This is a genomic window from Micromonospora sp. NBC_00389 (genome assembly GCF_036059255.1).
Lineage (GTDB): Bacteria > Actinomycetota > Actinomycetes > Mycobacteriales > Micromonosporaceae > Micromonospora.
On sequence record NZ_CP107947.1, the window covers coordinates 4,532,462 to 4,558,938 of the forward strand.

The window sequence follows — 26,477 nt, forward strand, 5'->3', positions numbered from 1 at the left end:
AGCGCGGCGTAGGTCGATGAGTAGCGTTGGGGTCGATCGTCCTGGAGCTGTCGGCGGTCCCTTCATCTGAGACACCGATCCCACCGGCGATGCCTTGACCAGGCCCTTCTGGTTGGAGAACTCTTCGGCGGCACCGAAGGAGACAGCGGTACTGCGCGACTGACATGAATCCGGGGTGTCCGGCTGGCAGGCGTCACACCCCCGCTTATGTCGTGCACTCGTGGGACCTCGACCAGCAGCGTCGCGGGACGCGTACGGATGGCCGCCACTGCCTTGGCCAGGGCCGCAGCGGATCTTCGTCCTCACCGACATCTGGCAGCGACGGCAGCGAAATTTGGTGGTCTGGCGGCGGCAGTCCGCGCCGCTCAGCGCGGGAACGGTGCCACACCAAGCTCACAAGGTCGTTGTTGCGCTCGTCGGGGAGGCGGCCCAGACGAGGGTAGGCGCCGTCGTTGACCGTCTTGCCGTCGCCGTCTAGAGAGGGTGCCGCGAGGCGACGGGCAACCCGCGATACCCCGGAACGCAGTCGGCGCTTCCGCCCGGCCGGTAACCCGCCCCTGTGCAACTTGGCCTGGTCGAGTCACAGGTTTCCCTGAGGCGGCTGCCGGACCCGGCCACCCCGTCAGGATTGGGGCGAGGTCAGGTTCCGTATCAAACGGGCAAAACCTACCGCCGAAAGACCGGGCAGGCGTCCGGCAGGTGTCCCCAAGAAATCTTGTCTTAACACTTGTGCTCCCAAGAGTTCACATCCTAGGCTGCGAACATCACAGATCTTCTTGGGCGTTTCCCCACACGCTCGCCGCCCCTGCGGCAACCCCCGATTTGAGGTGACTGTATGAGTTCCGAGAAGGGACATCGGTCGAGATCGATGAAAAGGCTCGTGGGTCTCGCCGTCATTGCTGCCCTCCTGGTTGCGGCGGCGCTCGACACCAAGTTCCTCTCGCCCCAGCAGGCGGCGGAGCTGAACCCGGCACCGTTCAATGCGGAAAGCTACGCTGCGAAAGCATTTCCCGAGGTCGCGGGCGCAATCAAGGAGAAGGCAACGGACCTCGAGGTGCTGGCGCCAGCCGTCGAAGCGGACCCTGCGGCCGCCGGCAAGCAGTACGGCCAGGACCTGGGCAGTGGTTCCTACGCCATTCCGGTCAAGGTGACCGGCACGGTGGACCAGGTCGATGAGAACTTCATGCAGCTGAAAGTCTCCGGCGTGCCGGACAGTACCGCGGTTCGCGTCCCGGTGGGGCCGGCCCTCAGTGGAACGCCGGTCCGGGACGCCACTGGAACCATCAAGTTTGGTGATTTCGCAGGACAGAGTGATTACCAGTCGGTGGCCAACCAGTTCAAGCTCCGGATGCAGCAGGACGTGCTCGCCAAGATCGACCCGGCGTCGCTGAAGGGCAAGCGAGTGACGGTCTACGGAGCCTGGTCGACGGGGGGACCGCCGAAATCCTTCGTCATCCAGCCGGTCGAAATCGAGGCGCGGTCGTGATCGCGCCCAGCGCGTCCTCGGTACCCGGTGACGCGCCTCCCGGCATGGACGACGACGTGGTGCTGCGCGCGGTCGACATCACCAAGACATACGGTGTCACCCGAGCGCTGAAGGGCGTCAACTTCGAGGTGCGACGTGGGAAAGTCACCGTTCTGTTTGGTGAAAACGGCGCCGGCAAGTCCACGCTGATGAAGATCCTCTCCGGCGTCGAGCGGCCGACGAGCGGCCACCTCGAACTCGACGGCAAGGTTGTCGACCTGCGGTCGACCACCCAGGCGGTCGACCGCGGCATCTCGATCATCCACCAGGAGCTCAACCTCTGTCCGAACCTGAACGTCCGGGACAACATCTTCGTCGGGCGCGAGCTGCGCTCGCGCCGCGGTGGCGTGGCCTACGCGCGCGAGGGGGAGATCACCCGAGAGCTCATGGCGAGGCTGGAGGAGGACATTGCACCCACCACCCTGGTGGCTGACTTGCGCCTCGGTCAGCAACAGGTGGTGGAGATCGCGCGGGCCCTCGCCACCAACGCTCGAATCCTGATCATGGATGAGCCGACATCAGCGTTGAGCGCGGCCGAGGTCATGGTCCTGTTCAAGGTCATTCGCGAGCTGAAGTCCCAGGGCGTGGCGATCGTGTACATCTCCCACCACCTTGAGGAGGCGATCGAGATCGCCGACCACGCGGTGGTCTTCCGCGACGGGGCGCTGGTCGCCAAGAAGGACGCGGCCGACATCGACCTGCCCTGGGTGGTGTCCAAGATGGTCGGGCGCGCCGCCGAGTACGACTTCACCGGCGAGCCGCGCGGCCACGGGGAGGTCGCCCTTTCCATCGAGAAAGTCCGGGTACCCGATCCGGACGCCAGCGGTCGGTTGGCAGTCAACGACGTCTCGTTGCAGGTGCGCGCCGGAGAGATCGTGTGCCTCTACGGTCTGATGGGCGCAGGCCGTACCGAATTGTTGGAAGCGCTTGCCGGGCGGCAGCCCATCGCGGCCGGCCGGGCGCTCCTGGAAGGCCGGGATCTGCGTCGGCTCTCGATCGAGGAGCGGATCTCCGGCGGCATCGGGCTCGTCCCCGAGGATCGCCAGCGCGACGGTCTCGTCCAGCTCATGTCCGTCGGGGCGAACATGTCGCTGTCCAGCCTGCTGTCCATGGTCAAACGCACGTTCGTCTCCCGCGGCAGGGAGAACGCCGACGTCCAGACCATGATCAAGGAGGTGCGGGTGAAGACCGCCGGACCGGGTGCCCCGCTCACCTCCCTCAGCGGCGGCAACCAGCAGAAGGTCGTCATCGGCAAGATGCTGATGACCCGGCCCAAGGTCCTGCTGCTCGACGAGCCCACCCGCGGCATCGACGTCGGAGCGAAGGGCGAGATCTTCGCCCTGCTGTTCCACGAGGCGCGCAAGGGTCTCGCCGTGCTGTACGCGACGTCCGAGATCAGCGAGGCGCTGACCGCCTCGCATCGGCTGGTCGTCATGTCGAAGGGCCGCATCGTGCGGGAGTTCGACCCGGGCACCGCCACTCGAGAGGAAGTCATGGCCGCCTCCGGCGAGCCCGAGCCTGAGGCCCTACACATCGGAGCATCGGAATGAGCGACACACAGGCCGCCATCGGCCCTCGGATCCTCGGCCGTCGGGTGAACCTCAACAAGCTGCTCGTCGAGGGACGGGCCCTGGTAGCGCTGGCGATCATCATCATCGTCTTCTCGTCGCTGTCGTCAAACTTCCTGCAGCCGGACAACCTCATCCTGATGACCCGGCACGTCGCCATGAACGCGATCCTGGCCATCGGCATGCTGATGGTGATCCTCAACGGCGGCATCGACCTCTCGGTCGGCTCCACCGTCGGCCTGTCAGGCGTGATGGCCGGCTATCTGCTGCAGGGCTCCAACGTTCCCTTCTCGGACATGGTCGCCTACCCGTCGGTGTGGGTGGTGATCCTGGTCTCGCTGGCGGTGGGGGCCCTGGTCGGCTATGTCAACGGGCTGCTGGTCGCCCGGCTGAACGTCGCGCCGTTCATCGCCACCCTCGGCATGCTCTATGTCGCCCGTGGCATCGCGCTGCTGATCACCAACGGGGAGACCTTCACCAAGCTGCGCGGTGAGGAGACACTGGGAAACAGAGGCTTCATCCCGGTCCTCGCCGGCACCCCGCTCGGCATTCCCATGCCGGTGTGGCTGATGGTCGTCTTCGCCATCGTGTTCTCCCTGGTGCTCAACCGCACCGCGTTCGGCCGGTGGCTCTACGCCACCGGTGGCAACGAGCGAGCGGCGGAACTGTCCGGCGTACCGGTGCGGCGGGTCAAGGTCCTCATCTACGTCATCTCCGGCTTCTGCGCCGGCACCGTCGGTCTGCTGCTCGCCGCCGACCTGCCGGCAGCCACCCCGCGGGGCGGCGAATTCTACGAGCTCAATGCAATCGCGGCGGTGGTCATCGGCGGCGCCGCCCTCTCCGGTGGCCGAGGCACGATCCGGGGAACACTCATCGGCGCTTTCGTCATCGGCTTCCTCGTTGACGGTCTCGTCCTGGTCGGGGTGTCCGTCTTCTGGCAGCAGGTGATCAAGGGGGCGGTCATCATCCTCGCCGTCGCTGTTGACCAGATCCAGCAGATGCTGCAGAAGCGCCGCGACCTCAAGCGCGCCGCCGCCCCGAACCCGCCGGCCGACCCTACGTCCACTGCCGGCGACCCGGCACTGGCCGGTGCCCGGTGACGTCGTTCCACCCGTTCACAGACGTCCATCCCCCATCCCCCATCCCTCGAAAAAGAAGGTGTTCGATGAAGCGCAGACTCGCCCTGCTCGCCCTGCCGATGGCGGTGGTTTTCGGCGTCGCCGCTTGTGGCGGCTCCGGCTCCGGCTCCGGCGGCGACAAGGCAGGCGGAACCGTCGCCGTCATCACGGTCGACCCCTCCAACCCGTACTGGAAGGCCGAGGTCGACACTGCGGTCGCCGAGGCCAAGAAGCTCGGGTACGACACCACGGTCGACGCCCACAACAACGACCCCGACAAGCAGAACCAGTTCATCGACGGGGCCATCTCGAAGAAGGTCAAGGCGATCATCCTCGACCCGGCCGGCGCCAAGGAGAGCGTCGGGGCGGTGCGGAAGGCCACTGACGCCGGTATCCCGGTGTTCCTGGTCAACGCCGAGATCGCCGAGCAGGGCATCGCGAAGTCCCAGATCGTGTCCAACAACGCTCAGGGCGCCACCGTAGGTGCTCAGGAGTGGGCCAAGGCCATGGGCGGCAAGGGCAAGTACGTCGAGCTCTTCGGCAACCCGACCGACAACAACGCCAAGGTCCGCTCCGACGGTTACGCCGAGGTGCTGGCCCAGTACCCGGACCTGAAGTCGGTGCAGCGGGAGACCGCGAACTGGGATCGGGCGGAGGGCAAGCAGAAGATGGAGGTCATGCTCCGGGCGCACCCCGACATCACCGGCGTGGTGGCCGGCAACGATGAGATGGCCCTCGGCGCGATCCAGGCACTCAAGGATGCCGGCAAGCTGTCGAAGATCAAGGTTCTCGGGTTCGACGGCAACCAGGACGCGGTCAACGCCGTCAAGGCGGGGGAGATGGTGGCCACCGTGCTGCAGCCCATCGTCCAGGGCACCACGCTCGCGGTGCAGCAGGCCGACCAGTTCCTCAAGAACGGCAAGACCGGTGCGGCCCAGGAGAAGCAGGCACTGGACTGCGTGCTTGTCACCAAGGACAACGCGGACAAGCTGAACAACTTCGTCGTCGCCGGCTGATCCGGCGGTCCGACGGGCCCTTCCGACGACGCGTCGACGGGTCGGTCGTGGGCCCCGGCAGATGACCTCCATCAAGATGGAGCTTGTCGAAGCGGCACACGGCGAATTGCCGGTGCACGCTGCCAGTCCATGACCGACCCCCGGCCCTGCAAGGGACACCACATGAACAACGCCCGGTCCAACGCCCAGGGAACAGTCCGTCAGCGCGAGCGCAAGACGGAGACGCGGCAACGGCAGATTGCCGAGCGCGTGGCCGCGGAGGGTTCCTGCTCTCCACAGGAACTCGCCAGCGCGTTCAACGTGAGCATCATGACCATCCACCGCGACCTCGAACAACTGGAACGACGGGGGATCGTGCGCCGCTTCCACGGCGGGGTGACCGCACAGCCGTCCGGGGTCTTCGAGTCCCAGATGTCGTACCGGATGATGTCCAGGACCGAGGAGAAGAGTGCCATCGCCGCAGCGGCGATGCGCCACGTCGACGCAGGCATGTCGGTGCTACTCGACGACTCGACCACGGTCATGCACATGATCGAAGGCCTGGGCGAGCGGGCGCCCCTGCACGTCGCGACGACCTTCCTGGAGGGCCTGCGCCGGCTCAGCCAGCTCGCCACCGAGACGGACCTGACCGTCATCGGCCTGGGTGGGGTCTACGACGTACCGCACGACTCCTTTGTGGGACTGCAGACCATCGAACAGATCGCCGGCCTGCAGGCCGACGCTCTGTTCCTGTCGACCTCGGCGATCTCGCTGACCGACGCCTTCCACCAGGAGGAGCGCATCGTGGCCCTCAAACGGGCCATGGTGCAGGCCGCGACCCGGCGGTACCTCCTGGTCGACCACAGCAAGCTCGGCCGGGTCGCCCTGCACAAAATCGTGCCGCTCGACGTGTTCGACCTCGTCATCACCGACGCGGGAGCGGATCCGAAGGTGCTGGCCGCGTGGGACGCGGCGGGCATCCGGTACGAGGTGGCCTCATGACGGTCCACAAGTACCGCCGCACCTTGAGCACACGCGGGCAGGAGAGCTGGCGATGACACACATCTACGACAACCCGGCGGATTTCAAGGACCAGGTGATCGCTGGTTTCGCCGCGGCGTACGGTCGCTATGTCGAGCGGGTGCCCGGGGCGTCGGGCTTCCTCCGGCGGGGCGGACCTCGAGCGGGAAAGGTCAGCCTCGTGGTGGGCGGCGGCTCCGGCCACTACCCGTCGTACTCCGGCACGGTTGGTCCCGGTTTCGCCGACGGCTGCGTGTTGGGCGACGTCTTCGCGTCCCCGTCAGCCGAGCAGATCGTCCGCGTCGCCCGGGCAGCCGACGGTGGCGCCGGCGTGGTGCTGTCCTACGGCAACTACGCCGGGGACCGGCTCAACTTCGGCGCCGCACAGGAGCGGCTGCGGGCGGCCGGTGTGGACTGCCGCAACGTGTACGTAACCGACGACATCGCCTCTGCCGGCCCCGACGAGGCCGACCGGCGTCGTGGCATCGCCGGCACCTTCCTCGTCTACAAGATCGGCGGTGCCGCCGCCGACACCGGATGCGACCTCGACACCGTGGAGCGGGTGATGCGTTCGGCCAACGCCGCCACCTTCTCGTTCGGCGTCGCGTTCGGCGGCTGCACGCTGCCCGGGCGGGCCGAGCCGCTGTTCTCCGTCGACAAGAACCAGATGGAATTCGGCCTGGGCATCCACGGCGAACCCGGCATCCGGGCGGCCTCCTGGGTGCCCGCCGAGGAGTTGGCGAAGGTCCTGGTCGAAGCCGTTCTCGCCGAGCGTCCCGCCGGCGCCGGTGGCCGGGCGGCGGTGATCCTCAACGGACTGGGAAGCACCAAGTACGAGGAACTCTTCGTGCTCTACCGACACGTCCAGCGCCGGCTCGCCACCGCCGGGATCGAACCCGTGCTGCCCGAGATCGGCGAGCTGGTGACCAGCCTCGACATGGCCGGCTGTTCGCTGTCGGTCACGTGGCTGGACGAGGAGCTGGAACGGTACTGGGTTGCACCGGCCGACACCGCCGCCTTCCGTCGCGGTGAAACCTCGGCGCTGCCGGCCTACGAACGGCGGGCCGGCGCGATAGAGCACGAGCGCGGCGACTGTGGTTCGGCCGAGGCAAGCGCCGCATCCCGGGCGGCCGCCGACGTCGCTCGGCGGGCCATCGCAGCGATGGCGGATGTCGTCGTGGAGAACGAGGAGGCCCTCGGCCGCATCGACGCCGTAGCGGGCGACGGCGACCACGGCATCGGCATGGTACGTGGCCTGCGTGCGGCGCAGGTGGCAGCCGAGGCGACCGACGGCGGGGTCGGCGATGTGCTGACCGCAGCCGGGGACGCCTTCAGCGACAAGGCCGGCGGCACCAGTGGCTTGCTGTGGGGAGTCAGCCTCGCCGCCGTCGGTGCCGCCCTCGGAAACACCGACCAGGTAACGCCGGAACGCCTGCGGGATGCCGTTTGTGCCGGCGCGGCGACGATCCAGCGGGTCGGCAAAGCGGAGCGGGGCGACAAGACCATGCTCGACGCGCTGTTGCCCTTCGTCGACGAGCTTGAGGAGCGGCTCGATGCCGGCTCCCCCCTGACCGACGCGTGGCGGGGGGCCGCCGCCGTCGCCGTCGAGGCCGGCGCCGCCACCGCATCCCAGCGCGCGCGGGTCGGCCGGGCGCGACCGCTGGCCGAGCGAAGCGTCGGCACCCCTGACGCCGGCGCTGTCTCCATGGGGCTGATCCTCACCGCCGTCGGGGAGGTGCTCGCGAGCAGGCCGACTGCGGCCGATGAGCAACCGCACTCCCGATCCCTTGCCTCTTCGGCTTGCAGCAACCACCGCCACGGCGGTGCGCGCCCACCCCTCGATGAAGGAGAAGCACGATGACCGCGACAAGCATCCAGCCCGTGCCCGAGACCATGCAGGCAGTCGTCTGCCACGGCCCGGAGGATTACCGCTTGGAGGAGGTGCCGGTTCCGCAGCCGGGCCTGGGCGAAGCGCTCGTCCGCGTCGAGGCCGTGGGCATCTGCGCCAGCGACCTGAAGTGCTACCACGGCGCTGCGAAATTCTGGGGCGACGCCAACCGGCCCGCCTGGGCCGAGACCGAGGTCATCCCGGGCCACGAGTTCGTCGGCGAGATCGTGCAGCTCGACGATGAGGCCGCCCGGCGCTGGGGTGTGGCTGTCGGCGACCGCGTCGTGTCCGAGCAGATCGTGCCGTGTTGGAAGTGCCGGTACTGCGTCCGTGGCGAGTACTGGATGTGCGCGCCGCACGACATGTACGGGTTCAAGCGCCGCAACCCGGGCGGGATGGCGTCCTACATGGTCTTCCCGGCGGAGGCGCTCGTCCACAAGATCAGCAAGGACCTGCCCCCGGCCCACGCCGCCTTCACCGAGCCGCTGTCGTGCGCGCTGCACGCCGTCGAGCGGGCCAACATCAAGTTCGAGGACGTCGTGGTCGTCGCCGGCTGCGGCCCCATCGGCCTCGGCATGATCGCCGGCGCGGCCGCGAAGTTCCCGGTCGAAGTGATCGCCCTGGACATGTCGCCGGCCAAGCTCGAACTGGCCAAGCAGTGCGGCGCCACTCGGACCATCAACATCTCCGAGCAGGACGCCGTGGCGCTGATCAAGGAACTCACCGATGGCTACGGTGCGGACGTCTACCTGGAGGGCACCGGGCATCCCTCGGCGGTGGCGCAGGGTCTGAACCTGCTCCGCAAGCTCGGCCGCTACGTCGAGTACAGCGTCTTCGGCTCCGACGTCACCGTCGACTGGAGCATCATCAGCGACGACAAGGAGCTGGACGTGTTGGGCGCCCACCTGGGTCCGCACTGCTGGCCGGCGGCCATCCGGATGCTCGAGTCCGGGAAGCTGCCGATGGACAAGATCTGCACCCACCAGCTCCCTTTGAGCAAGTTCCAGGAGGGGCTCGACCTGGTCGCCGAAGGCACCAAGTCGATCAAGGTTTCCCTGATCCCCGGCTGACATCGCCGGCCGCAGGGGACGACCCGCTGCCACCCACGCCCCTCAAGGAGTGCAGATGACCCGCATCTTCGACGACCCCGCGAACTTCACCGACGACATGCTGGTGGGCTTCCTCGACGCCAACGCCCGGTACGTGACGGGGGTGCCGGGCGGGGTGGTTCGGGCCACCACCACCCGGCCCGGCAAGGTGGCGGTCGTGGTGGGCGGCGGCTCCGGCCACTATCCCGCGTTCTGCGGCATCGTCGGGCCAGGCTTCGCCGATGGCGCTGTCGTCGGCAACGTTTTCACCTCCCCATCGGCGGCCGATGCGGCGTCGGTTGGGCGTGGCGCCGACGGCGGTGCCGGCGTGGTGTTCAGCACCGGCAACTACGCCGGTGACGTGATGAACTTCAACCAGGCGGTGCAGCGGCTCGCCGCCGAGGGGATCGAAGCGCGGTACGTGCTCGTCACCGACGACGTGGCCAGCGCCCCGGCGACGGAACGGTCCCGGCGGCGGGGCATCGCGGGCGACTTCACGGTGTTCAAGGTGGCCTCCGCGGCAGCCGAGGAGGGCTACGACCTTGACGGCGTCGTACGCGTGGCGGAACACGCCAACGGCCGCACGCGTACCCTCGGCGTCGCGTTCGACGGGTGCACGATGCCGGGCGCGCGGGAGCCGCTGTTCATGGTGGAGCCCGGCCGGATGGGGCTCGGTCTCGGCATCCACGGCGAGCCCGGCATCGCCGACGAGGCACTGCCCCGGGCGGCGGACCTCGCCCGGACGCTTGTCAACGGGGTGCTCGCCGAGCAGCCGGACGGTGCCGGGACGAGAGTCACGGCGATCCTGAACGGGCTGGGCCGCACAAAGTACGAGGAACTCTTCATCCTCTGGGCCACGGTGAGCCGGCTGCTGCGCGAGGCCGGACTCGACGTTGTCGAACCCGAGGTGGGGGAGCTCGTCACCAGCCTTGACATGGCGGGCTGCTCGCTAACCCTGATGTGGCTCGACGACGAACTGGAGCGGCTATGGTCCGCTCCGGCCGACACCCCGGCGTACCGGAAAGGGGCCGGAACGGTGGCCGGGGCGACCGGCGAGCGCCGCCGCGCGTCCGATGCGACGACCGCCATCGCCGGCGAGCGGGATCCGGCTATCGTGCCGGACCGTTCGGAGCGGCCCGCCGACGAGGCGGCCCTTAGATGTGCGGCCACCGCCCTCACCGCCCTAGAGGCGATGGCGCACGCCGTGGGCGAGGCCGAGGAGGAACTTGGCCGCCTCGACGCCGTCGCCGGAGACGGGGACCACGGCCGGGGAATGGTCCGGGGGAGCGCGGCCGCCGTACAGGCCGCACGCCATACCCTCGACGCTGGAGCCGGCCCGGGTTCCCTTCTCATCGCCGCAGGCGATGCGTGGGCGTCCAAGGCGGGCGGGACGTCGGGGGTGCTGTGGGGCGCGGCGATCGCGGCGATGGGCCGACGCGTCGGCGATGCCGGACGACCTGACGAGGCGACCGTGGCGGCCGGCGTGCGTGACGGGTACCTCAGCCTTATCAGCACCGGCGGCGCCAAGCCCGGCGACAAGACGATGCTCGACGCGCTGCTGCCCTTCACCGAGTGGCTTTCTACCGCGGTGGCTGCGGGTGAACCACTGGCCACGGCATGGGCGGAGGCCGCCCGGGAGGCGGAGCGTGCCGCCGAGGCGACGGCCTCGCTACGGCCGCAGGTGGGCAGGGCCCGCCCGCTGGCCGAGCGCAGCCTCGGCACCCCGGACCCCGGCGCGGTGTCGATGGCGCTGTGCCTGCGTGCGGTCGCAGACGTACTTGGAGACGGGCACTGAAACAGGGCGGGACGGCTGCCGTCGGCTGCGGCGCAGCAGTGACAAGCAAGGAGAAGGCAATGTCTGACAAGCTACGTATTGTGCTCGGCAGCGATGACGCCGGTGCGCGCTACAAGACGCAACTGACGGCGGACCTGCGGGCCGACGACCGGGTGAGCGAGGTCATCGACCTCGGCGTCGACCAGGACGAGGACACCCACTACCCGCACGTTGCCGCGGCGGCGGCCCGGCTCATCGCCGAGGGAAGGGCCGACCGGGCCCTGCTCATCTGCGGCACCGGCCTCGGAGTGGCGATCACCGCGAACAAGATCCCCGGAATCCGAGCAGTGACCGCCCACGACAGCTACTCCGTGGAGCGGGCGGTGCTGAGCAACAATGCGCAGGTGCTTTGCATGGGCGAGCGGGTGGTCGGCTTGGAGGTCGCCCGCCGGCTGGCGAAGGAGTGGCTGGGCTACCGCTTCGACCCCGGATCCGCCTCGGCAGAAAAGGTCGCCGCCATCAGCGAGTACGAGTCCGGAACCGAGGCGTGAAGGACGGCGATCGTGGGTGACCGGGCCGGTGTCCGCGCTGTCGTGGTGGGCAGCCTGAACGCCGATCTCGTCACCGAGGTGCCCCGAATCCCGCCGGTCGGGCAGACGCTGCAGGCCACCGCGGTGCGTCGGTCGGCCGGCGGCAAGGGCGCGAACCAGGCTGTGGCGCTCGCCCGGCTGGGCGCAACGGTCGACATGGTCGGCGCCGTCGGGAACGATGCCGACGGCCGGAGGATGCTGGATGAGCTGGCCGCAGCCGGCGTGTCGGCCCGCCATGTCGCCGTCGACGCCCACGAGCCGACGGGACTCGCCCTGGTCATGGTGGATGCCAACGGTGACAACGCCATCGTGGTCGTGCCGGGCGCGAACGACAGCGTGGACAAGGCAGCCGTGCCGGCTGGCGGCGGGGCGATCGACGGGTGCGACGTGCTGCTCGCGCAGCTCGAGATTCCGATGTCGGCAGTGGAGGCGGCTCTAAGCCGCGGAGCGGCGTGCGGGGCACTCGTCGTGCTCAATGCGGCGCCGGCGCGGCCCCTGCCCGACGAACTGCTGGCACTCGTGGACGTACTCGTCGTCAATGAGCACGAAGCGCGGGAGCTGTCCGACCGTACCGATGTGGAGGCGGCGGCCGTCCACCTGTGCGGCCGCGGCGCCGCTGCAGTCGTGGTCACGCTCGGTGCCGACGGCGCCCTGATGCTGCGCGGCGACGAACGCGTCACCGCCGCGGGCTTCCCGGTGCGTCCGGTCGACACCACCGGAGCGGGTGACTGCTTCGTCGCCGCGCTCACGATGGCCCTCGCCGCACGTCGCCCCCCAGCGGATGCCCTCCGCTTTGCCAACGCCGCCGCCGCGGTGGCGGTGACCCGCCAGGGCACGCAGTCCGCTATGCCGAGCCGCGACGAGGTGGAGGCGTTCCTCGCCAGCCACCCGCTCGCCTGAGCACTGACGAGGAAGGGGTCTGTCGACCATGCTCTGGATCGGTACGAGCTGGAAGATGAACAAGACCATCGGGGAGAGCCGCGACTACGCCCGGCGGCTGGCCGCGGCACTGGCCGAGGCGCCGCTGCCCCAGGGAGTGCAACCCTTCATCCTGCCGCCGCACACCAGTCTCGCGGCCGTCCGCGACCAGCTCGCCGGCGCGCCCGTGATGCTCGGCGCACAGAACGCGCACTGGGCAAAGGAGGGGGCTTGCACGGGCGAGATCTCCATGCGCATGGTCGCCGACGCGGGCGCCCAAGTCGTCGAAATGGGCCACTCCGAACGGCGGGAGCAGTTCGGGGAAACCGATGAGACCGTGGCGCGCAGGGCCCGCGCGGCCGTCGACCTGGGCCTGCTGCCGCTGATCTGCGTCGGTGAGCCGCGGTCGGTCCGCGCGGCCGGTCGCGCGGAGCGGTTCGTCACCGAGCAGGTACGGGTGGCCCTGTCCCTGCTGCGTCCCGACGAGATCGGAGGAGCGCTGATCGCGTACGAGCCGGTGTGGGCCATCGGCGCTCGCGGAACACCTGCGACCCCCGAGCAGGTCGCGCCTGTCATGGACCTGATCGCCGAAGAGGTCCGCCGTCTCAGCGACGGAGGCGGATGCCACGCCCTGCTGTATGGGGGGGGCGTCGACCTCGACAATGCCGCCCTCCTGCTGCGTGACACGCCCGCGGACGGGCTCTTCGTCGGCCGGGCCGCCTGGGGTGTCGACGGATTGCTGCAACTGCTCGCGATCGGAAGTCGGCACGTCGAGGTCGCTGCCGCGTAGGCGCTTCGCGGCCGCCAATCGCCTGCCACTGGTGGCCCCTCGCCGCGATCGCTAAATCCGCTGGGGTCCTGTTGCGTTGCCGGATCGATGAACGCGTTGTCCCCCGGGGGGGCCGAGGTCAGATCGCCTGGGCGAGCTCAGCAAACGCCGTCGACACCCGCGTTGCCGGCGGGGCATCGACGGCGAGTTCGTAGTGGCCACGTCGTAGGTTCTGCATAAGGCGTGTCCAGCGATGATCACCTGCGTTGTCCTGTCGGTTCGTAGTCCGCGCATCGGTCTCAACCGGTGTTTGAGCTGGCTGTGGTCGGCCTCGATCGGGTTGTTCGCGTACTGCTCGACGTGGTGCCACGCCTGCGGGATCAGCTCGTCGAGCACTCTGCGGTAGACCGGCGCGGCGTCGGTGGGTGTGAGTATGCGGTTGATCGACTTGGTGGAGCGCCTAGACCAGCTCCCCGATGAGGCGACGATCTACGCCGGCCGACCCTGGTCCCCGGAGGCGCGCGCCGAGGCTGTGGTGGACGATGAGAACCAGCGGCCTGACTACCTGCTTGAAGTCAGCCTGGCGCGTGAGGTGCTTGAGGTCTGGTCGGCGTGGCGCGGTGGCCGAACACCAAGCCCAGCCGAGGCGTGCGCCGCCGTAATCCACTACGCGGAATGGGACGCCTACTTGCCGGTGGAGGAGTAGCCGTCAGCCGCCCCTTGACCGAGCGGTCCGTATCTAGTCGGCAAGAGGTCGACGCACAGCGGGGGAGTGGTGTGAGATGTCGGAAGCATTTCCGCTGCTAGACCCCCACGTGCCAGGGCGGCGGGGCGCATTTTGATCTCACAATCCCTCGGTCGCCACGTCGGTCTTGACGAACGCCATTGAGACTCGTCCGGTCGGGCGCTCCACCTTGTCCCCGCCCGGGGAGCCTGGACGGTCTGCGACTGCCCGACGAGGAAATCCGCACCGGGGTAAGTTGCTCTGGTGATAGCACCCGCGTGGGAAGAGATCTCAAGCGAGCGCTACGAGGACTTTTGGGCACCGTTTCAGGCCAGGTTCGACTTTTCTCCTCGCTACACCGAACCGGGTCCCGCGATCGTCGAGCCCCAGCCCTCGGTAACCATCGACCTCGGCCCACTGTTCACCAGCCCGCGCCCTACGTTCGCGGCGGGCCGAGCGGCGGTCAACGCCCTCGCGCTACTGGCCATGACGCAGGCCTTTCCCGACTCCGAGCGGATCCTCGTGCTGGATTGGCAACATCCCAGTTAATGGTTCTGGCCCCACCGAGAGGCCACCGGCGACGACCAGGTGTGGCCGGCGAGGCGGGCGTGGCCGGTCGAGGTGTTTCCGGACGGGGACTACTACGCCTTCCTCACGGAGGACATGACCGAAGGCACCTTCGGCCACCGTGGGAGCAGACCCTCTGCATCTTCCGCCCCCGCCTGAGGCCGAAGCTGGAACCTCTGCTCACCAACTGGTTGCCGGTCAAGCGTTCATACCGGTGATCTTTGCAAGGCAGGGGAGTGGCGTGCCCGTTGCGTGGCCGTTGGCGCGGGAGTCGAGGGTCAACGGCGGTCAGCTTCTGGGCGTGGGTGCCGGCATGGCGACGCAGGTCAAGCCAGGTCACTGCCCCGCGACTCCCGGGCGTGTCCACACTTTCTAAACCGTGTGTCGCAGGTTCGAATCCTGCCGGGGGCACCAGGTCAACGCCTTGATCAACGATCGCTGTTCCGCCTTCCGGGGCTTCGTGCCCGCTGCGTGCCCGATCGCTTTGCCGCCTTCGCCCTGCTCGCGCCCAGGTGCTCGGCGACCTCAGCGTCCCGTCCGTCGACCGGCTGCCGGTTCGATTAGCTGTCAGGTGAGCCGGTGGTCGAGGGCGGTGTGGCGGCGGCCGGCGCCGACGGTGCGCACGGCGGCGGCGAGAGCCCGCCGCGAGCCGATGAGGACGACGAGTTTCTTGGCGCGGGTGACGGCGGTGTAGAGCAGGTTGCGTTGCAGCATCATCCAGGCGCTCGTGGTGAGGGGGATGACCACTGCGGGGTATTCGGAGCCCTGGGATCGGTGGATGGTCATGGCGTAGGCGTGGGCGAGTTCGTCGAGTTCGTCGAAGTCGTAGTCGATGCTTTCGTCCTCGTCAGTGCGCACCGTGAGGGTCTGTTCGTCTGGGGAGAGGGCGGTGACGATGCCGAGGGTGCCGTTGAAGACACCAGCCTGGCCCTTGTCGTAGTTGTTGCGAATCTGGGTGACCTTGTCGCCGATGCGGAACACCCGCCCACCCATTCGCCGCTCCGGCTGGCCCTCGCGGTGCGGGGTGAGGCGCTGCTGGAGCAGGGTGTTGAGTGCGCCGGCGCCGGCGGGGCCGCGGTGCATGGGGGTGAGGACCTGAACGTCCCGGCGCGGGTCGAGCCCGAACTTTGCGGGGATGCGGGTGCATGCGACGTCGACGGTCAGAGCGGCGGTGGCGTCGGTGTCGTCGCAGGCGAACAGGAAGAAATCCGACAGGCCTTCCAGGAGGGGTGAGCGGCCGGCGTTGATGCGGTGGGCGTTGGTGACGACGCCGGACTGGGCGGCCTGGCGGAAGATCTGCGTCAACCGCACCCGCGGGATCGCGGGGGCGGCGAGTAGGTCGCGCAGGACCTCTCCGGCGCCGACGGAGGGGAGTTGGTCGACGTCACCGACCAGCAGTAGGTGCGCGCCGGGCGGAATAGCTTTGACGAGTTTGTTGGCCAGAATCAGGTCGAGCATGGAGGCCTCGTCGACGACGAGCAGATCCACGTCGAGGGGGTTGTCCCGGTCGTAGGAGGCGTCGCCGCCGGGGCGTAGTTGCAGCAGCCGGTGCACGGTGGCCGCGGGGTGCCCGGTGAGCTCGGACAGTCGTTTGGCGGCGCGGCCGGTCGGGGCGACGAGGGTGACCTTGGCTTTCTTAGCGGCGGCGAGTTCGACGATCGAGCGGACGGTGAAGCTCTTGCCGCAGCCCGGCCCGCCCGTCAGCACCGCCACCTTCGACGTCAGCGCCAGGCGGACGGCCTGTTCCTGCTCCGGGGCCAGGTCGGCGCCGGTGCGCACCTTCAACCACGCGAGGGCCTTGCCCCACGCAACGCCGGCGAAGTGGGGCAGCCGGTCGGCCCGGTCGTTGAGCAGGCGCAGCAGGGAGCCAGCGAGGGACTGCTCGGCGCGGTGGAACGGCACCAGATACACCGCCTGCACCGGCTCCCCGTCCGGGCCGGGCAGCGTCTCGCGGACGACGCCCTCGTCGGCGGCGAGGTCGTCGAGGCAGCGGGTGACGAGGTCGCCGGGCACGTCGAGGATCTTCGTGGCGTCGGCGACGAGCTGCGTGGCAGGCAGGAAGCAGTGGCCGCTGTCGGTGGCCTCGGACAGGGTGTACTGCAGCCCGGCCATGACCCGCTGGGGGCTGTCGTGGGGGATCCCGACGGCTTGGGCGATGGTGTCGGCGGTCTTGAACCCGATGCCCCACACGTCCGCGGCCAGCCGGTACGGCTCCTTCGTGACCACGCCGATGGAAGCGTCGCCGTACTGCTTGAAGATCCGCACTCCTAGGGACGTCGACACCCCGACGCCTTGCAGGAAGACCATCACCTCTTTGATGGCTTGCTGCTCCTCCCACGCCGCGGTGATCTTCGCGGTGCGTTTCGGCCCCAGCCCGGGCACCTCGACCAGCCGGGCGGGTTCCTCCTCGATCACCTGCAGGGTGTCCAGGCCGAAGTGGGCCACGATCCGCTCGGCGAACACCGGCCCGATACCTTTGACCAGGCCGGAGCCGAGGTAGCGCTGGATGCCCTGGATCGTGGCCGGCAGGACCGTGGTGTACGAGTCGACCTCGAACTGCCGGCCGTACTTCGGATGCGACGACCACCACCCCGACAACCGCAGGCTCTCCCCAGGCTGCGCCCCCAACAACGACCCCACCACGGTCAACAGGTCGCTGCTGCGGTCGGTAGCCACCCGGGCCACGGTGTAGCCCGTCTCCTCGTTGACATACGTCAGCCGCTCCAGCACCGCGTCCAGCGTGGCAAGCGGCACACGGGCGGCGGCGGTCACGGCAACCATCGTGCCGGCTGCCCGATCCGCCCCGCCACCCGCCCCGGTCGGCGGGACTGCCTGCGGCGGTCGGTCCGCTCGCCATACGCGGTGGGCGAGGTACCGCAACAGGTCCAGGATGTGGCGCTTCGCCTCCGCAGGAACGGAATCGGTCGCCAGCCGCTGGCGGATCGCCCTGCTGTCGGCCTCGACCTCACCCGCGCCGCGACCGGGCGCCTGGCTTCCGGAAGGTCCCTGGGCAAGCGACCCTGCGGCAGTGTGGCTCACGGTAGACGCGATCACTTGGTGATCAACTCTCACATCAGCGATGCCTGCGATCACCGCTGGCACTGGCCTTGACCGCACGCGATCAGGCCGCGGCGGTCGCCGGACGTTTGGTAATGCCATCCGGGACGCCGCGATTTCACGGCCGGACTACCTCAAGCGCGTGGGCTCCGGCCTGCTCCGACGGCGGCGACCGTCAGGAGGTGACCGGTGTCGTCGTACCTGTGGGGCTTGCCGGTGGCGACGCCGGGTCGGTGGACGGGGAGCCGCTGGGCGCCGGGCTGCTCGGCCCCGGCGTGCCGCCCGACGGGGTCGGACCAGGTGTGGACGGGGCCGGGGTGGGGCTGCCGGACGGGCTGGGAGTGGCGGTGGGCGGCGGCAACGAGGGGGCGCCGGTCGATCCGGGCGTCGGACGCACCGTCGGCTTCGTGGTCGGTGGCCTGGTGGCCGGGCTCGTGGCCGTCGGCTTCGGTGCGCTGGTCGCCGAGCGCGGAGTCGCCGGGTCGGCGGTCGGCTGGCGCAGCGACTCGGTCTGGGCCACCGGAACGGTCGGTGGTGCGATGTCGGTGGGAGACGGACCGGAGACGACGTCCGCACTGGGCGTCGCCGGGAGATCCGGCGTGGGGGTGGCCGGTGCCGGCCGGAGGTCCGGCGCGTCGGCGGCCCGCGCCTGTACGGCGCCGCCGGAGTCAGCCTCGGCGTCTCCGATCAGCGCGAAGCCGAGGCCCGCTCCGCCGACCAGCAGGGCGGCGAGGGCTCCGGTCGCGACGGGCAGCGCGGCCGAACGGGGTGGGCGGGGACGCCGGTGGGCGGGCAACGAACACTCCTGACCTGCTGGGACGACTGAGCTGGCGCGACGACGTCGACCCCCGACCCTGCCGCCCGCCATGCGCGACCGCCAATGGCCGGACGGCGGAGGTGACCGGGATCACCACCAATCAGGCATGCGGCGGCCGAGGCAGCCACCAGACCGACATGTCGGACGAGCGCGCCGATGCGGCGGAGATCAACGCCCTGTTGCCCGGCTCGCCGAGCCGGAAATGCTGACCGGCATGGAGAAGCGCGGGCGGTCGGCGGCGTGGACCTGGCCATCGACCCGCCGGCCTGGCTGACCGGCTCGGCTGGGGACTGGCGCGTCGCGCTGGACGCCGGGCAGCCGGGTACCAGCCGGCCGCTGCAATTCTCGTCGATGTCGCAGCCGCGCGGGTCGAAGTGGATGCCCAGGCCGCTGCTCAGCATCGGCAACGCGTCCGGGGTGGCCGCCCATCGTCGGGTGCGCTGCTTGCGGGAGGCGACCACGACCTCGCCGGGCAGGTAGGGGTAGATCCTGTCCTGTTCGTCGGCGTCGTCGTGCAGCACCTTGATCGCCGCGCGCAGCCGCGACGGGTTGCCCGGGTCGGCCTCGCCCACCATCGTCCGCGGGTCCTCCGCGGTGATCAGCGGGGCGCCGGTCTCGTCGTCCAGTTCGCCGACGATGACGTAAGACTCGTGCAGCCAGAGCATCTTGTTGTGGGTATCCGAGGCCACCACCGACAGGCCGGCCCGCTCCCAGACCGCCGCGGCCTCGGCGTCGCCGGTGACGTCGGCGTCCCGCGCGGTGCGGAACCCGACCGGGGTCATCCGCTCCGACCCGGCCGAGGTGATCAGCTCGGCGAAGTTCCACCGGCTGTGCAACGCCTCGAAGGACTCCCGGGCCGCCTCCGCGCCCTCGGGCATCGGCGGCGATCCGGCGTAGTAGTTGTGCAGCTTCCACAGCCGCTGGCGCCGGTTCCGGTCGTTGAGCTGGAAGACCAGCCGCTTCATCCACCAGCCGGGAGAGTTGCGCTGCTCCACGTCGATCGGCACGCCGCGCACCTCCTCGGTGCGCGATCGGCTATGGCTAATCGACGGCTTATTAGCGGATTAAATCCGCCATAATCGGCGCCCGAGTGTCAGCGGGCGCCGATACTCTTCACCACGCGGAAGGTCGGGGTCCGAAGGACTTCTGCACCCGGCCGCCCGAGGCAGTGAACGCCGAGGGCAACGACCCCGGGCCTTCCGTCCAAACCTCGGTCCGCGTTCGGGTCGCGGCCCGATGCCGGCGCCGCCCGTATCCCCCGCAACGGGCGGCGTCCGGCATTTACCGGATCCGCTTCGCGGCGTACGCCTTGCGCCGGCGCGGCTTCACGTTGGCGGCGATCGCGTCGCCGCGCGCCTCGAAACTGAGCACCGCGGCCATCACACTGTCGATGCGGCGAGGCGATTTCGGGTAATCCATCCCGATCTGCACCCCAGCGTTCGTGAGCTTGCGGCGAGCATTCGAGGCATGGCGCCACAGCGTCATCGCCAGCACGGCGCCCTGACGAGACACTTACGGTTGCGGGGCCGGCGGTTCGTCCGACCCCGCAACCAATGCGAGGGACGATGACTGAACCACTGGGCAGCGTCGAGGCGCTGCTGGCGCCAGATCACCGCGTCATCATCGTCGCGGGTGTGGCTGCCGAGTTCCTGGACCTGCCCGCCAGGGCCAGCGCGCTTTGCTACGCCAGCGACGACGTCCTGTACCTGTTGAGCGCCTCCGGCTCCTACCACCGTGCCCGGGTGGTGCTCGAGTCGTGGGCCGCCGTCCCGCCCGACGACCGGTGGGACGTGGACGCTCAGCAGCAGGTGACCCTGGCCCTGAGCGACGGCACCGTGCACGTCTCCGGCATGTTGGAGTTCCAGGCCAGCTCGATTCTGACCCTCGGGCCGCCGGGCCGCTACCACGCTCAGGTCAGTGTCACCGGGCGTGCCGAACTGCGCCGGATCGAGGCCCAACCGGACCACCCCATCCCCATCATGGACGTGGAACGGTTCCGGGTCCGCTTTTGGGCTGCCAGGCCGGGCCGTGGGTGACCGTAAGGCTGGGCCGATTAAGTCCGACCCGAGGCCGCCCTCGAACTTCGGTTATCACGAGCCCGACCTTGACGCGCGACTACGGCCTGCGCTGGAGCCGGTGCGCGCGTCGGCTGGTGGATCCCACGCGCGCTCACTGCCACGGTCAGCTCGCGACTCGCCGGCCACCGACGCTTCGACCCCACCATCTACCAGCAGCGCCACGGAGTCGAGTGCGGCCGGTGAGGGCTGCCAGGGCGAGGGTGGTGAGGTGCCGGCTTGCGCGTGCCACGCCCCGAGTTGATCAAAAGCGGATGGTCGGGTCAGTGAGCCGGGCGGCGGTGATGATCTGGCCTATGTGCGACAGCGCCTGGGGCGTATTGCCCAGGTATTCACCCATCACCAGGTCGATCTGCTCGGCGAAGATGCCGAGGTCGTTGGCCTTGGTGCAGGTGCGCTCGAAGAGCTCCGTCGCTCGTTGGTTGTCGCCGGCGAGCACCAGGCACCCCACCAGCCAAAACGAGCACCACACGAAGCCTGCGGGTTCGTTCGCCGAGCGCCGGACGACGCCGTCGGTGGCGAGTTCCCGCTCGATGGCCTCGATCGTCGCCCGCATCCGCCCATCGGTGGCCGGGAGGAAGTTCACCAGCGGCATCAACAGCACCGAGGCGTCCAACTCGTCCGACCCGAAGGCGTCCGTGAAGGCCCCAACCCGCTCGTTCCAGCCCTGCTCCAGCGTGGCCAGCGCGGGCGCGAGGGCGACGGGTAATTCGACCAGCTCGTAGTCGTGGTCGTCGGCGCCGAGGGTGTCGGCGAGTTCGGTGGTGGTGGCGGTGCCGACCGGGGTGGACAGCGAGGTTGCTCGGTAGGCGCGGGCGCCCTCCAGCCCTTCCAGCACGGCCTCCTCGGTGACGCCGAGGTAGGTCGCGATGTCGATGACCTTCGGGGATCGACTCAGCGCGTCAGCTGACGGTTAGGTCGTCGGATGTTGGCCACACGTCGCTGCCTCGCAGGTCCAGTTTCTCGCCTAGCGCTTGCCGCCACTCGGGCGCGGTGAACGGCTCGCCCCAGTAGTCGGTCACCCGGATCGCCTCGCCATTGCGCAGCTCGGCGATCGAGACGTTGCGGTAGATCCGGCCGTCACCATAATCGTTGCTCCACTCGACGACCAAGGTGTCTCCGCAGGGGTGCCGCATGCCGACGCCGAGCCGCAGCCCGACGAAGTGTGACTCCACTTCCGCTATTCGCGCCCGTCCCCGGATCAGCTCGCCAGACTGCGGCCACTGGCGCACCGCATCCTGCGCGAGCGGTACGCCGAGAATGCGCTCAAGCCGAGTGTTCGAATCGCCGTCCACTCCTGAAATTTTACTGAAAGATCACCCCGGCGGTGCGGAGATCGCCTGACGAGTGCCAAATCGCGCCTGGCCCTGCTCCCGTTGACGTGCAGACGGACCTTGCCTACCGGCGGAATCACCCCTGCACCAAGCGGCCAGAGTCTGACGCTGCTCATTGTCGAGCGCATGGGCGAGGGTCCGTTGCGTTGTCTGATCGGGAGATGCCGTCAGGCCGGATCGGGTCCGGCGGTCAGATCACCTGGGCGAGCTCACTGAACGCCGTAGCGACTCGGAGCTTGGGCTGACTGTCGAGTCCGAGTTCGTAGTGTCCGCGTCGTATGTTTTGCATGAAGGCGTGTCCGGCGATGATCACTTGTGCGGTCTGGTCGGTCCGGAGCCCGCGCATGGGTCGTAGCCGGTGTTTGAGTTGGCTGTGATCGGCCTCGATCGGATTGTTGGCGTGCTGCTCGAGGTGGTGCCGGGCCGAGGGGATGAGGTCGTCGAGCACGGCGGGGTAGACCGGGGCGGCGTCGGTGACGACTTCGCTGGGCGTCACCTTCAGCATCCGCAGTGCACGTTGGAAGAACCGCCGGGCCGCGGCGGCATCTCGGGAGCCGAGACGAGCACGTCAATTACCTGCCCGTGTTGGTCGATCGCGCGGTAGACGTAGCGCCACACGCCGTTGACCCTGACGTAGGTCTCGTCGACAAACCACCGATCACCGGGCGAGTGACGGGCGAACCGGGCGGCATCGGCCAACAGCGGGGTGAACCGTTGCACCCACCGGAACACGGTGACGTGGTCAACCTCAACTCCGCGTTCGATGAGCAGTTCTTCCACGTCTCGGTAGGACAGGTTGTAGCGCAGGTACCACCGGACCGCGACGACGATCACCTCGGAGGGGAAACGGAACCCGGTGAACGCCGACGTCGGTGGCGACCAAGGGCGACGACGGCTCGATAGCTTCACCCGCCAAGCCTGCCTCGACCCCTGGCCACCGGCAACGCAACAGCGCCGTTTCGTCGTTCACCGTCCTGGCGGCAGCCGGTCGCGTCATCATGACCGCGTAGCTGCTTCGGTTGCCGTCCGGGCGTCGGTGGGTGGAGGGGGTGGACGGACGTGCAGGAGGTGGTGGTAGCGCCGGTGGTCACCGGCGCCACGTCGGCGGGCCTGGCGGACATGGTGTGGGACAACGCGCGCCAGGATCCCGAAGGTGTGCAGTTCGTGCGCCCGCATCCGGTTCCCCGGTCCTGGCCGGCCCCGCGATCTGTGCGGGGCGGGGGCGTGCCGGTGACGTGCGCGCAGTTCCGCGACGACGTGCTTTCCCTCGCACGGGGCCTGCTCGCCGCAGGGATCGGGCACGGTGACCGGGTGGGGTTGATGAGCCGCACCCGCTACGAATGGACCCTCGTCGATTACGCGTTGTGGTCGATCGGGGCGGTCACCGTCCCGATCTACGACACGTCCAGCCCGGAGCAGATGGAATGGATTCTGGCTGACTCCGGTGCGGTGGGATGTGTGGTGGAGGCCGACAAGCACGCCGCGATGCTCGCCGGCCTGCGTGATGACCTGCCCGCGGTACGCCAGGTATGGCGGATCGACGCCGGGGACCTGATCGCGCTGGCCGGTCGGGGTCGCGCCGTCGACGACGCTCAGGTCGACGCCCGCCGCACGGCGGTCTCGGGCAGCGATGTGGCGACGATTGTCTACACCAGTGGCACGACCGGCCGGCCGAAGGGCTGTGTGCTGACGCACCGCAACATCTACTGCGACATCACCAACGCCACCGCCGTGCTGCCGGAGCTGTTGCATCCGGGGGCGTCGACGGTGCTGTTCCTGCCGTTGGCGCATGCGTTCGCCCGGCTCATCCAGGTCGGCATGGTGCACGCCCGCGCCACCCTGGTGCACAGCGCCGACATGACCGGCGTACTCGAGCAACTACGGCAGCACCGCCCCACCTTCATCCTCGCCGTGCCGAGGGTTTTCGAGAAGATGCACACCCAGGCACGGCAGAAGGCCGCCGACGCGCACCAGGAACGGCTGTTCACGGTCGCGGACACCGTGGCCGTGCGCTACAGCCGCGCCATGGACACGCCAAAGGGTCCAGGAGTACTGCTGCGGCTGGCGCACGTGGTGTTCGACGTAATCGCCTACCGGAAACTGCGGGCCACGCTGGGCGGACGCTGCCGCACCGCGATCGTCGGCGGCGCCCCGCTGGGGGAGCGGCTCGGGCATTTCTTCCGCGGCGCCGGGCTGACAGCGCTGGAAGGATACGGGCTGACCGAGACGTCACCGGCGTTGACGCTGAACCTGCCGTCCGCGATGCGGATCGGTACGGTCGGCCGCCCGATACCCGGCGTGGAGATCCGCATCGCCGACGACAGGGAGGTCCTCGCACGCGGCGAGGTGGTGTTCCCCGGCTATTGGAACAACCCTGACGCCACCGCGGCGACATTCACCGACGACGGGTGGCTGCGCACCGGGGACCTGGGCAGCCTCGACGACGACGGCTTCCTGCGCATCACCGGCCGCACGAAAGAGATCATCGTGACGGCGGCGGGCACCAACCTCGCCCCCGCCCCCATCGAGGAGAGCATTCGCGCGCATCCCCTGATCAGTCAGTGCATGCTCGTCGGCGACGACCGGCCGTATGTCGCCGCGCTGGTCACCATCGACCCGCAGGCGTGGGAACGCTGGAGCGACACCCATGGCTACCCCCGCGCGTCCCTGACGGACCAGCGAGACAACGCCGAGCTGCGCGAGCAGATCCAGGAAGCCGTCGACCAGGCCAACGAGACGGTGTCCCGGGCGGAACAGGTCAAGACCTTCCGCATCCTGCCCCGAGACCTCACCGAAGCCGACGGCGAACTCACCCCCACCCTCAAGATCAAACGAGAGGCGGTTCAGTCACGCTACACCGCCGACATCGACGCCCTCTACCGCGGCCACTGACCCCGCCACCACCACATCGAAGGACCCTTGTTCAGATTCGGAGAAGCCCGCGATACATCGGCCAACGGCGGCCCACGCCGCCTCCCTCGCCGTCGCCGACGGGCGGCAATGCCAACGGTCGGACTTCCACCGATCGTCGAGCGGCACCTGCCCGACGACCATGAACCAGGAGCCCGCGGCCAGCACACCATCGCCTCGCCGGTAGCCGCCGTAGCCAGCCGGCCCTTGTCTCCGGGTCGTACAGGTCCAGCCCCACCCATCGCTCGAAGGGGCCGACCGCGTCCGCGCCGGCGAGAGCATGTCCGGGACTGCAGGTGGTGTTCGTGTTAGCGAGCGGTGCGTGAAGGGTTCGTTGCAGTGCGGCGGCGTCGCCACGCCTCGGCGAGCATCAGCACGCCGGCCACGATGGCGTAGGCGCCGATAACCTGTGCTATGGCCACTGCGCCGACGTCGGGGCGGAGCAGCAGAAGGACGCCGGCGACGATCGACAAGATCCCGACCACGGCGAGCAGCCACCGGCGCCGCCGCACCAGCAGCGGCCTCCTTGACCGGAAACGCCGTAAGCCGTAGCTTACCGTTCGTGGCTACTTACCATGCTGGCGACGGCTGGGACGCATTGGGAGATCCCACCAGGCGCGCCATCGTGGCGTGCCTGGCCGAACGACCGCGGGCCGTCGGCGAGCTCGCCGAGGCGCTGCCGATCAGCCGGCCAGCGGTATCCCAGCACCTCAAGGTGCTCAAGGACGCCGGACTGGTCACTGACCGCGCTGCCGGCACCCGCCGGGTCTACCGGCTCAACCCGGCGGGCGTGGCCGCGCTGCGCGATCAGCTCGAGACGTACTGGAACCGCGCGCTGGACAGTTACCAGGACGTCGCCGAACAACCGACCGAGGAGAGGTCATGACCCAAGCAGCTGAAGTCGTGGTGCGCCGGCACATCGTCGTCGAGGCACCGATCGAACGGGCCTTCACCGTGTTCACCGAGCGGTTCGGCGACTTCAAACCGCCGGAGCACAACCTCCTCGGTGCAGCTATTGCCGAGACCGTGTTCGAACCGAAGGTCGGCGGACACATCTACGACCGGAGCGTCGACGGCCGCGAGTGCCGCTGGGCGCGGGTGCTGGCCTACGAGCCACCGGACCGCGTCGTGTTCAGCTGGGACATCAGCCCGCAATGGCAGATCGAGACCGACCCGGACAACACCAGCGAGGTCGAGGTCAAGTTCATCGCCGAAACCCCAGACCGCACTCGGGTGGAACTGGAGCACCGCCACCTCGACCGGCACGGCCCCGGCTGGCAGGCCGTCAGCGACGGCGTCGCCCACGACCAGGGATGGCCGCTGTACCTCACCCGGTACGCCGCACTGTTCACCGAGGGCAGCTGAATGCCGCCGATCACCGCCACTACAGAAGTGGACCGGTCGGCGGAGGACGTGTTCGCCTACGCCACCGACCCGACCCGCTTCCACGAGTGGCAGAAAGGTGTCATCGACGGCCACATGGACCAGCCGGGCACCCCCGCCGTCGGAGCGCGGTGCCAGACCACCCGGCGCATCGGCGGCGCCAACCGTCCCAGCACCGCCGAAGTCGTGCACATCAACCCACCCACGACCTGGGCGTCCGCGGCAACGCCGACCCCATCAGGGCCATCGTCGACGTCACCGTCGAACCCCTGACCGCCCACCGATCCCGCCTCACCATCGCCGTCGACTTCCAGGGCCACGGCATCGGCAAGCTACTCGTCCCGCTCATCGTCCGCC

Annotated in this window: 23 protein-coding genes and 3 pseudogenes; 18 read left to right on the top strand and 8 right to left on the bottom strand. The window is 69.1% G+C overall.

From position 1 onward, the window contains the following. Positions 1 to 835: 835 nt before the first annotated feature. The 11 genes from OG470_RS21650 to OG470_RS21700 all read left to right on the top strand — a co-directional run bounded on the left by OG470_RS21650 (position 836) and on the right by OG470_RS21700 (position 13,274). Complete coding sequence (locus OG470_RS21650) at positions 836 to 1,486, top strand: DUF2291 family protein (protein WP_328414903.1); 651 nt, start codon at positions 836 to 838, stop codon at positions 1,484 to 1,486. A gap of 44 nt (positions 1,487 to 1,530) precedes the next feature. Then, positions 1,531 to 3,075, top strand: coding sequence for a sugar ABC transporter ATP-binding protein (locus OG470_RS21655; protein WP_328414905.1), 1,545 nt, complete (start codon positions 1,531 to 1,533; stop codon positions 3,073 to 3,075). Continuing rightward, complete coding sequence (locus tag OG470_RS21660; protein WP_328414907.1) at positions 3,072 to 4,193, top strand: ABC transporter permease; 1,122 nt, start codon at positions 3,072 to 3,074, stop codon at positions 4,191 to 4,193. The genes OG470_RS21655 and OG470_RS21660 overlap by 4 nt, the downstream gene beginning before the upstream one ends. Positions 4,194 to 4,258: 65 nt before the next feature. Beyond that, entirely contained in the window at positions 4,259 to 5,227 is a 969-nt protein-coding gene (locus tag OG470_RS21665) for a D-ribose ABC transporter substrate-binding protein (protein WP_328414908.1), read from the top strand. Positions 5,228 to 5,356: 129 nt separating this feature from the next. Next, positions 5,357 to 6,208: a DeoR/GlpR family DNA-binding transcription regulator gene (locus OG470_RS21670; protein ID WP_328414910.1), complete on the top strand. Its 852-nt coding sequence runs from the start codon at positions 5,357 to 5,359 to the stop codon at positions 6,206 to 6,208. Between the two features lie 52 nt (positions 6,209 to 6,260). Beyond that, positions 6,261 to 8,087 (top strand): dihydroxyacetone kinase family protein, encoded by a 1,827-nt coding sequence (locus OG470_RS21675; RefSeq protein WP_328414912.1) that lies wholly within the window; start codon positions 6,261 to 6,263, stop codon positions 8,085 to 8,087. Continuing rightward, positions 8,084 to 9,184, top strand: a complete 1,101-nt coding sequence (gene eltD, locus OG470_RS21680; RefSeq protein ID WP_328414914.1) for an erythritol/L-threitol dehyrogenase — start codon at positions 8,084 to 8,086, stop codon at positions 9,182 to 9,184. Before OG470_RS21675 ends, eltD begins: the two co-directional genes overlap by 4 nt. A gap of 55 nt (positions 9,185 to 9,239) precedes the next feature. After that, the gene (locus OG470_RS21685; protein ID WP_328414916.1) at positions 9,240 to 10,997 is read left to right on the top strand and encodes a dihydroxyacetone kinase family protein; all 1,758 of its coding nucleotides are present in this window, start codon (positions 9,240 to 9,242) and stop codon (positions 10,995 to 10,997) included. Between the two features lie 59 nt (positions 10,998 to 11,056). Continuing rightward, the gene (locus OG470_RS21690) at positions 11,057 to 11,527 is read left to right on the top strand and encodes a ribose-5-phosphate isomerase (RefSeq protein ID WP_328414918.1); all 471 of its coding nucleotides are present in this window, start codon (positions 11,057 to 11,059) and stop codon (positions 11,525 to 11,527) included. A gap of 12 nt (positions 11,528 to 11,539) precedes the next feature. Continuing rightward, positions 11,540 to 12,466: a ribokinase gene (rbsK, locus tag OG470_RS21695; protein WP_328414920.1), complete on the top strand. Its 927-nt coding sequence runs from the start codon at positions 11,540 to 11,542 to the stop codon at positions 12,464 to 12,466. Positions 12,467 to 12,494: 28 nt separating this feature from the next. Then, positions 12,495 to 13,274, top strand: a complete 780-nt coding sequence (locus tag OG470_RS21700; RefSeq protein ID WP_328414922.1) for a triose-phosphate isomerase — start codon at positions 12,495 to 12,497, stop codon at positions 13,272 to 13,274. A 118-nt stretch (positions 13,275 to 13,392) separates the two neighbouring features. Here the strand turns inward: OG470_RS21700 and OG470_RS21705 are convergent. Beyond that, positions 13,393 to 13,676, bottom strand: a pseudogene (locus OG470_RS21705) (DDE-type integrase/transposase/recombinase); the annotation flags it as partial. 10 nt (positions 13,677 to 13,686) lie between these two features. Here OG470_RS21705 and OG470_RS21710 point away from each other — a divergent pair. Further along, the gene (locus OG470_RS21710; protein ID WP_328414924.1) at positions 13,687 to 13,959 is read left to right on the top strand and encodes a hypothetical protein; all 273 of its coding nucleotides are present in this window, start codon (positions 13,687 to 13,689) and stop codon (positions 13,957 to 13,959) included. 282 nt (positions 13,960 to 14,241) lie between these two features. Then, positions 14,242 to 14,703: pseudogene (locus OG470_RS21715) on the top strand (DUF2716 domain-containing protein). Positions 14,704 to 15,111: 408 nt separating this feature from the next. Here OG470_RS21715 and recD2 read toward each other — a convergent pair. The 3 genes from recD2 to OG470_RS21735 form a co-directional block, all read right to left on the bottom strand. After that, entirely contained in the window at positions 15,112 to 17,325 is a 2,214-nt protein-coding gene (gene recD2 / locus OG470_RS21720; protein WP_328426528.1) for an SF1B family DNA helicase RecD2, read from the bottom strand. 963 nt (positions 17,326 to 18,288) lie between these two features. Next, positions 18,289 to 19,425 (bottom strand): hypothetical protein, encoded by a 1,137-nt coding sequence (locus OG470_RS21730; RefSeq protein ID WP_328414926.1) that lies wholly within the window; start codon positions 19,423 to 19,425, stop codon positions 18,289 to 18,291. A 274-nt stretch (positions 19,426 to 19,699) separates the two neighbouring features. After that, complete coding sequence (locus OG470_RS21735; RefSeq protein ID WP_328414928.1) at positions 19,700 to 19,903, bottom strand: hypothetical protein; 204 nt, start codon at positions 19,901 to 19,903, stop codon at positions 19,700 to 19,702. Between the two features lie 80 nt (positions 19,904 to 19,983). Here OG470_RS21735 and OG470_RS21740 point away from each other — a divergent pair, with 80 nt between their 5' ends. Continuing rightward, positions 19,984 to 20,454: a hypothetical protein gene (locus OG470_RS21740; RefSeq protein WP_328414930.1), complete on the top strand. Its 471-nt coding sequence runs from the start codon at positions 19,984 to 19,986 to the stop codon at positions 20,452 to 20,454. A gap of 283 nt (positions 20,455 to 20,737) precedes the next feature. Here the strand turns inward: OG470_RS21740 and OG470_RS21745 are convergent, their stop codons facing one another. From OG470_RS21745 to OG470_RS21755, 3 genes and pseudogenes are all read right to left on the bottom strand, one after another. After that, positions 20,738 to 21,391 carry a glycoside hydrolase family 15 protein gene (locus tag OG470_RS21745; RefSeq protein ID WP_328426530.1) on the bottom strand — a complete coding sequence of 218 codons (654 nt, stop codon included), beginning with the start codon at positions 21,389 to 21,391 and terminating at the stop codon, positions 20,738 to 20,740. A gap of 4 nt (positions 21,392 to 21,395) precedes the next feature. Next, on the bottom strand, positions 21,396 to 21,788 hold the full coding sequence (locus tag OG470_RS21750) for a hypothetical protein (protein ID WP_328414932.1): 393 nt from the start codon (positions 21,786 to 21,788) through the stop codon (positions 21,396 to 21,398). Positions 21,789 to 22,017: 229 nt separating this feature from the next. After that, a pseudogene (locus OG470_RS21755) lies at positions 22,018 to 22,736 on the bottom strand (IS6 family transposase). 150 nt (positions 22,737 to 22,886) lie between these two features. Here OG470_RS21755 and OG470_RS21760 point away from each other — a divergent pair. Further along, positions 22,887 to 24,719 carry an AMP-dependent synthetase/ligase gene (locus OG470_RS21760; RefSeq protein WP_328414934.1) on the top strand — a complete coding sequence of 611 codons (1,833 nt, stop codon included), beginning with the start codon at positions 22,887 to 22,889 and terminating at the stop codon, positions 24,717 to 24,719. Positions 24,720 to 25,045: 326 nt separating this feature from the next. Here OG470_RS21760 and OG470_RS21765 read toward each other — a convergent pair whose 3' ends face one another. Then, on the bottom strand, positions 25,046 to 25,249 hold the full coding sequence (locus tag OG470_RS21765) for a DUF308 domain-containing protein (RefSeq protein WP_328414935.1): 204 nt from the start codon (positions 25,247 to 25,249) through the stop codon (positions 25,046 to 25,048). A gap of 50 nt (positions 25,250 to 25,299) precedes the next feature. Here OG470_RS21765 and OG470_RS21770 point away from each other — a divergent pair, with 50 nt between their 5' ends. Genes OG470_RS21770 through OG470_RS37310 form a run of 3 tightly spaced genes read left to right on the top strand, consistent with a single transcriptional unit; the run spans position 25,300 to position 26,393 of the window. Continuing rightward, positions 25,300 to 25,623, top strand: a complete 324-nt coding sequence (locus OG470_RS21770) for an ArsR/SmtB family transcription factor (RefSeq protein ID WP_328414937.1) — start codon at positions 25,300 to 25,302, stop codon at positions 25,621 to 25,623. Continuing rightward, entirely contained in the window at positions 25,620 to 26,102 is a 483-nt protein-coding gene (locus OG470_RS21775) for an SRPBCC family protein (protein WP_328414939.1), read from the top strand. Before OG470_RS21770 ends, OG470_RS21775 begins: the two co-directional genes overlap by 4 nt. Continuing rightward, a complete protein-coding gene (locus OG470_RS37310; RefSeq protein WP_442930937.1) occupies positions 26,103 to 26,393 on the top strand; it encodes an SRPBCC family protein in 291 nt (96 codons plus the stop codon). It begins immediately after the preceding gene. Positions 26,394 to 26,477 lie beyond the last annotated feature (84 nt).

Coding starts and splice junctions, on each gene's coding strand:
- OG470_RS21660 (WP_328414907.1), top strand. CDS start 3,072: ATGAGCGACACACAGGCCGCCATCGGCCCTCGGATCCTCGGCCGTCGG.
- OG470_RS21740 (WP_328414930.1), top strand. CDS start 19,984: ATGACTGAACCACTGGGCAGCGTCGAGGCGCTGCTGGCGCCAGATCAC.
- recD2 (WP_328426528.1), bottom strand. CDS start 17,325: ATGGTTGCCGTGACCGCCGCCGCCCGTGTGCCGCTTGCCACGCTGGAC.
- OG470_RS21775 (WP_328414939.1), top strand. CDS start 25,620: ATGACCCAAGCAGCTGAAGTCGTGGTGCGCCGGCACATCGTCGTCGAG.
- OG470_RS21670 (WP_328414910.1), top strand. CDS start 5,357: ATGACCGACCCCCGGCCCTGCAAGGGACACCACATGAACAACGCCCGG.
- eltD (WP_328414914.1), top strand. CDS start 8,084: ATGACCGCGACAAGCATCCAGCCCGTGCCCGAGACCATGCAGGCAGTC.
- OG470_RS21735 (WP_328414928.1), bottom strand. CDS start 19,903: ATGACGCTGTGGCGCCATGCCTCGAATGCTCGCCGCAAGCTCACGAAC.
- OG470_RS21685 (WP_328414916.1), top strand. CDS start 9,240: ATGACCCGCATCTTCGACGACCCCGCGAACTTCACCGACGACATGCTG.
- OG470_RS37310 (WP_442930937.1), top strand. CDS start 26,103: ATGCCGCCGATCACCGCCACTACAGAAGTGGACCGGTCGGCGGAGGAC.
- OG470_RS21675 (WP_328414912.1), top strand. CDS start 6,261: ATGACACACATCTACGACAACCCGGCGGATTTCAAGGACCAGGTGATC.
- OG470_RS21655 (WP_328414905.1), top strand. CDS start 1,531: ATGGACGACGACGTGGTGCTGCGCGCGGTCGACATCACCAAGACATAC.
- OG470_RS21700 (WP_328414922.1), top strand. CDS start 12,495: ATGCTCTGGATCGGTACGAGCTGGAAGATGAACAAGACCATCGGGGAG.
- OG470_RS21665 (WP_328414908.1), top strand. CDS start 4,259: ATGAAGCGCAGACTCGCCCTGCTCGCCCTGCCGATGGCGGTGGTTTTC.
- OG470_RS21710 (WP_328414924.1), top strand. CDS start 13,687: ATGCGGTTGATCGACTTGGTGGAGCGCCTAGACCAGCTCCCCGATGAG.
- OG470_RS21690 (WP_328414918.1), top strand. CDS start 11,057: ATGTCTGACAAGCTACGTATTGTGCTCGGCAGCGATGACGCCGGTGCG.
- OG470_RS21650 (WP_328414903.1), top strand. CDS start 836: ATGAGTTCCGAGAAGGGACATCGGTCGAGATCGATGAAAAGGCTCGTG.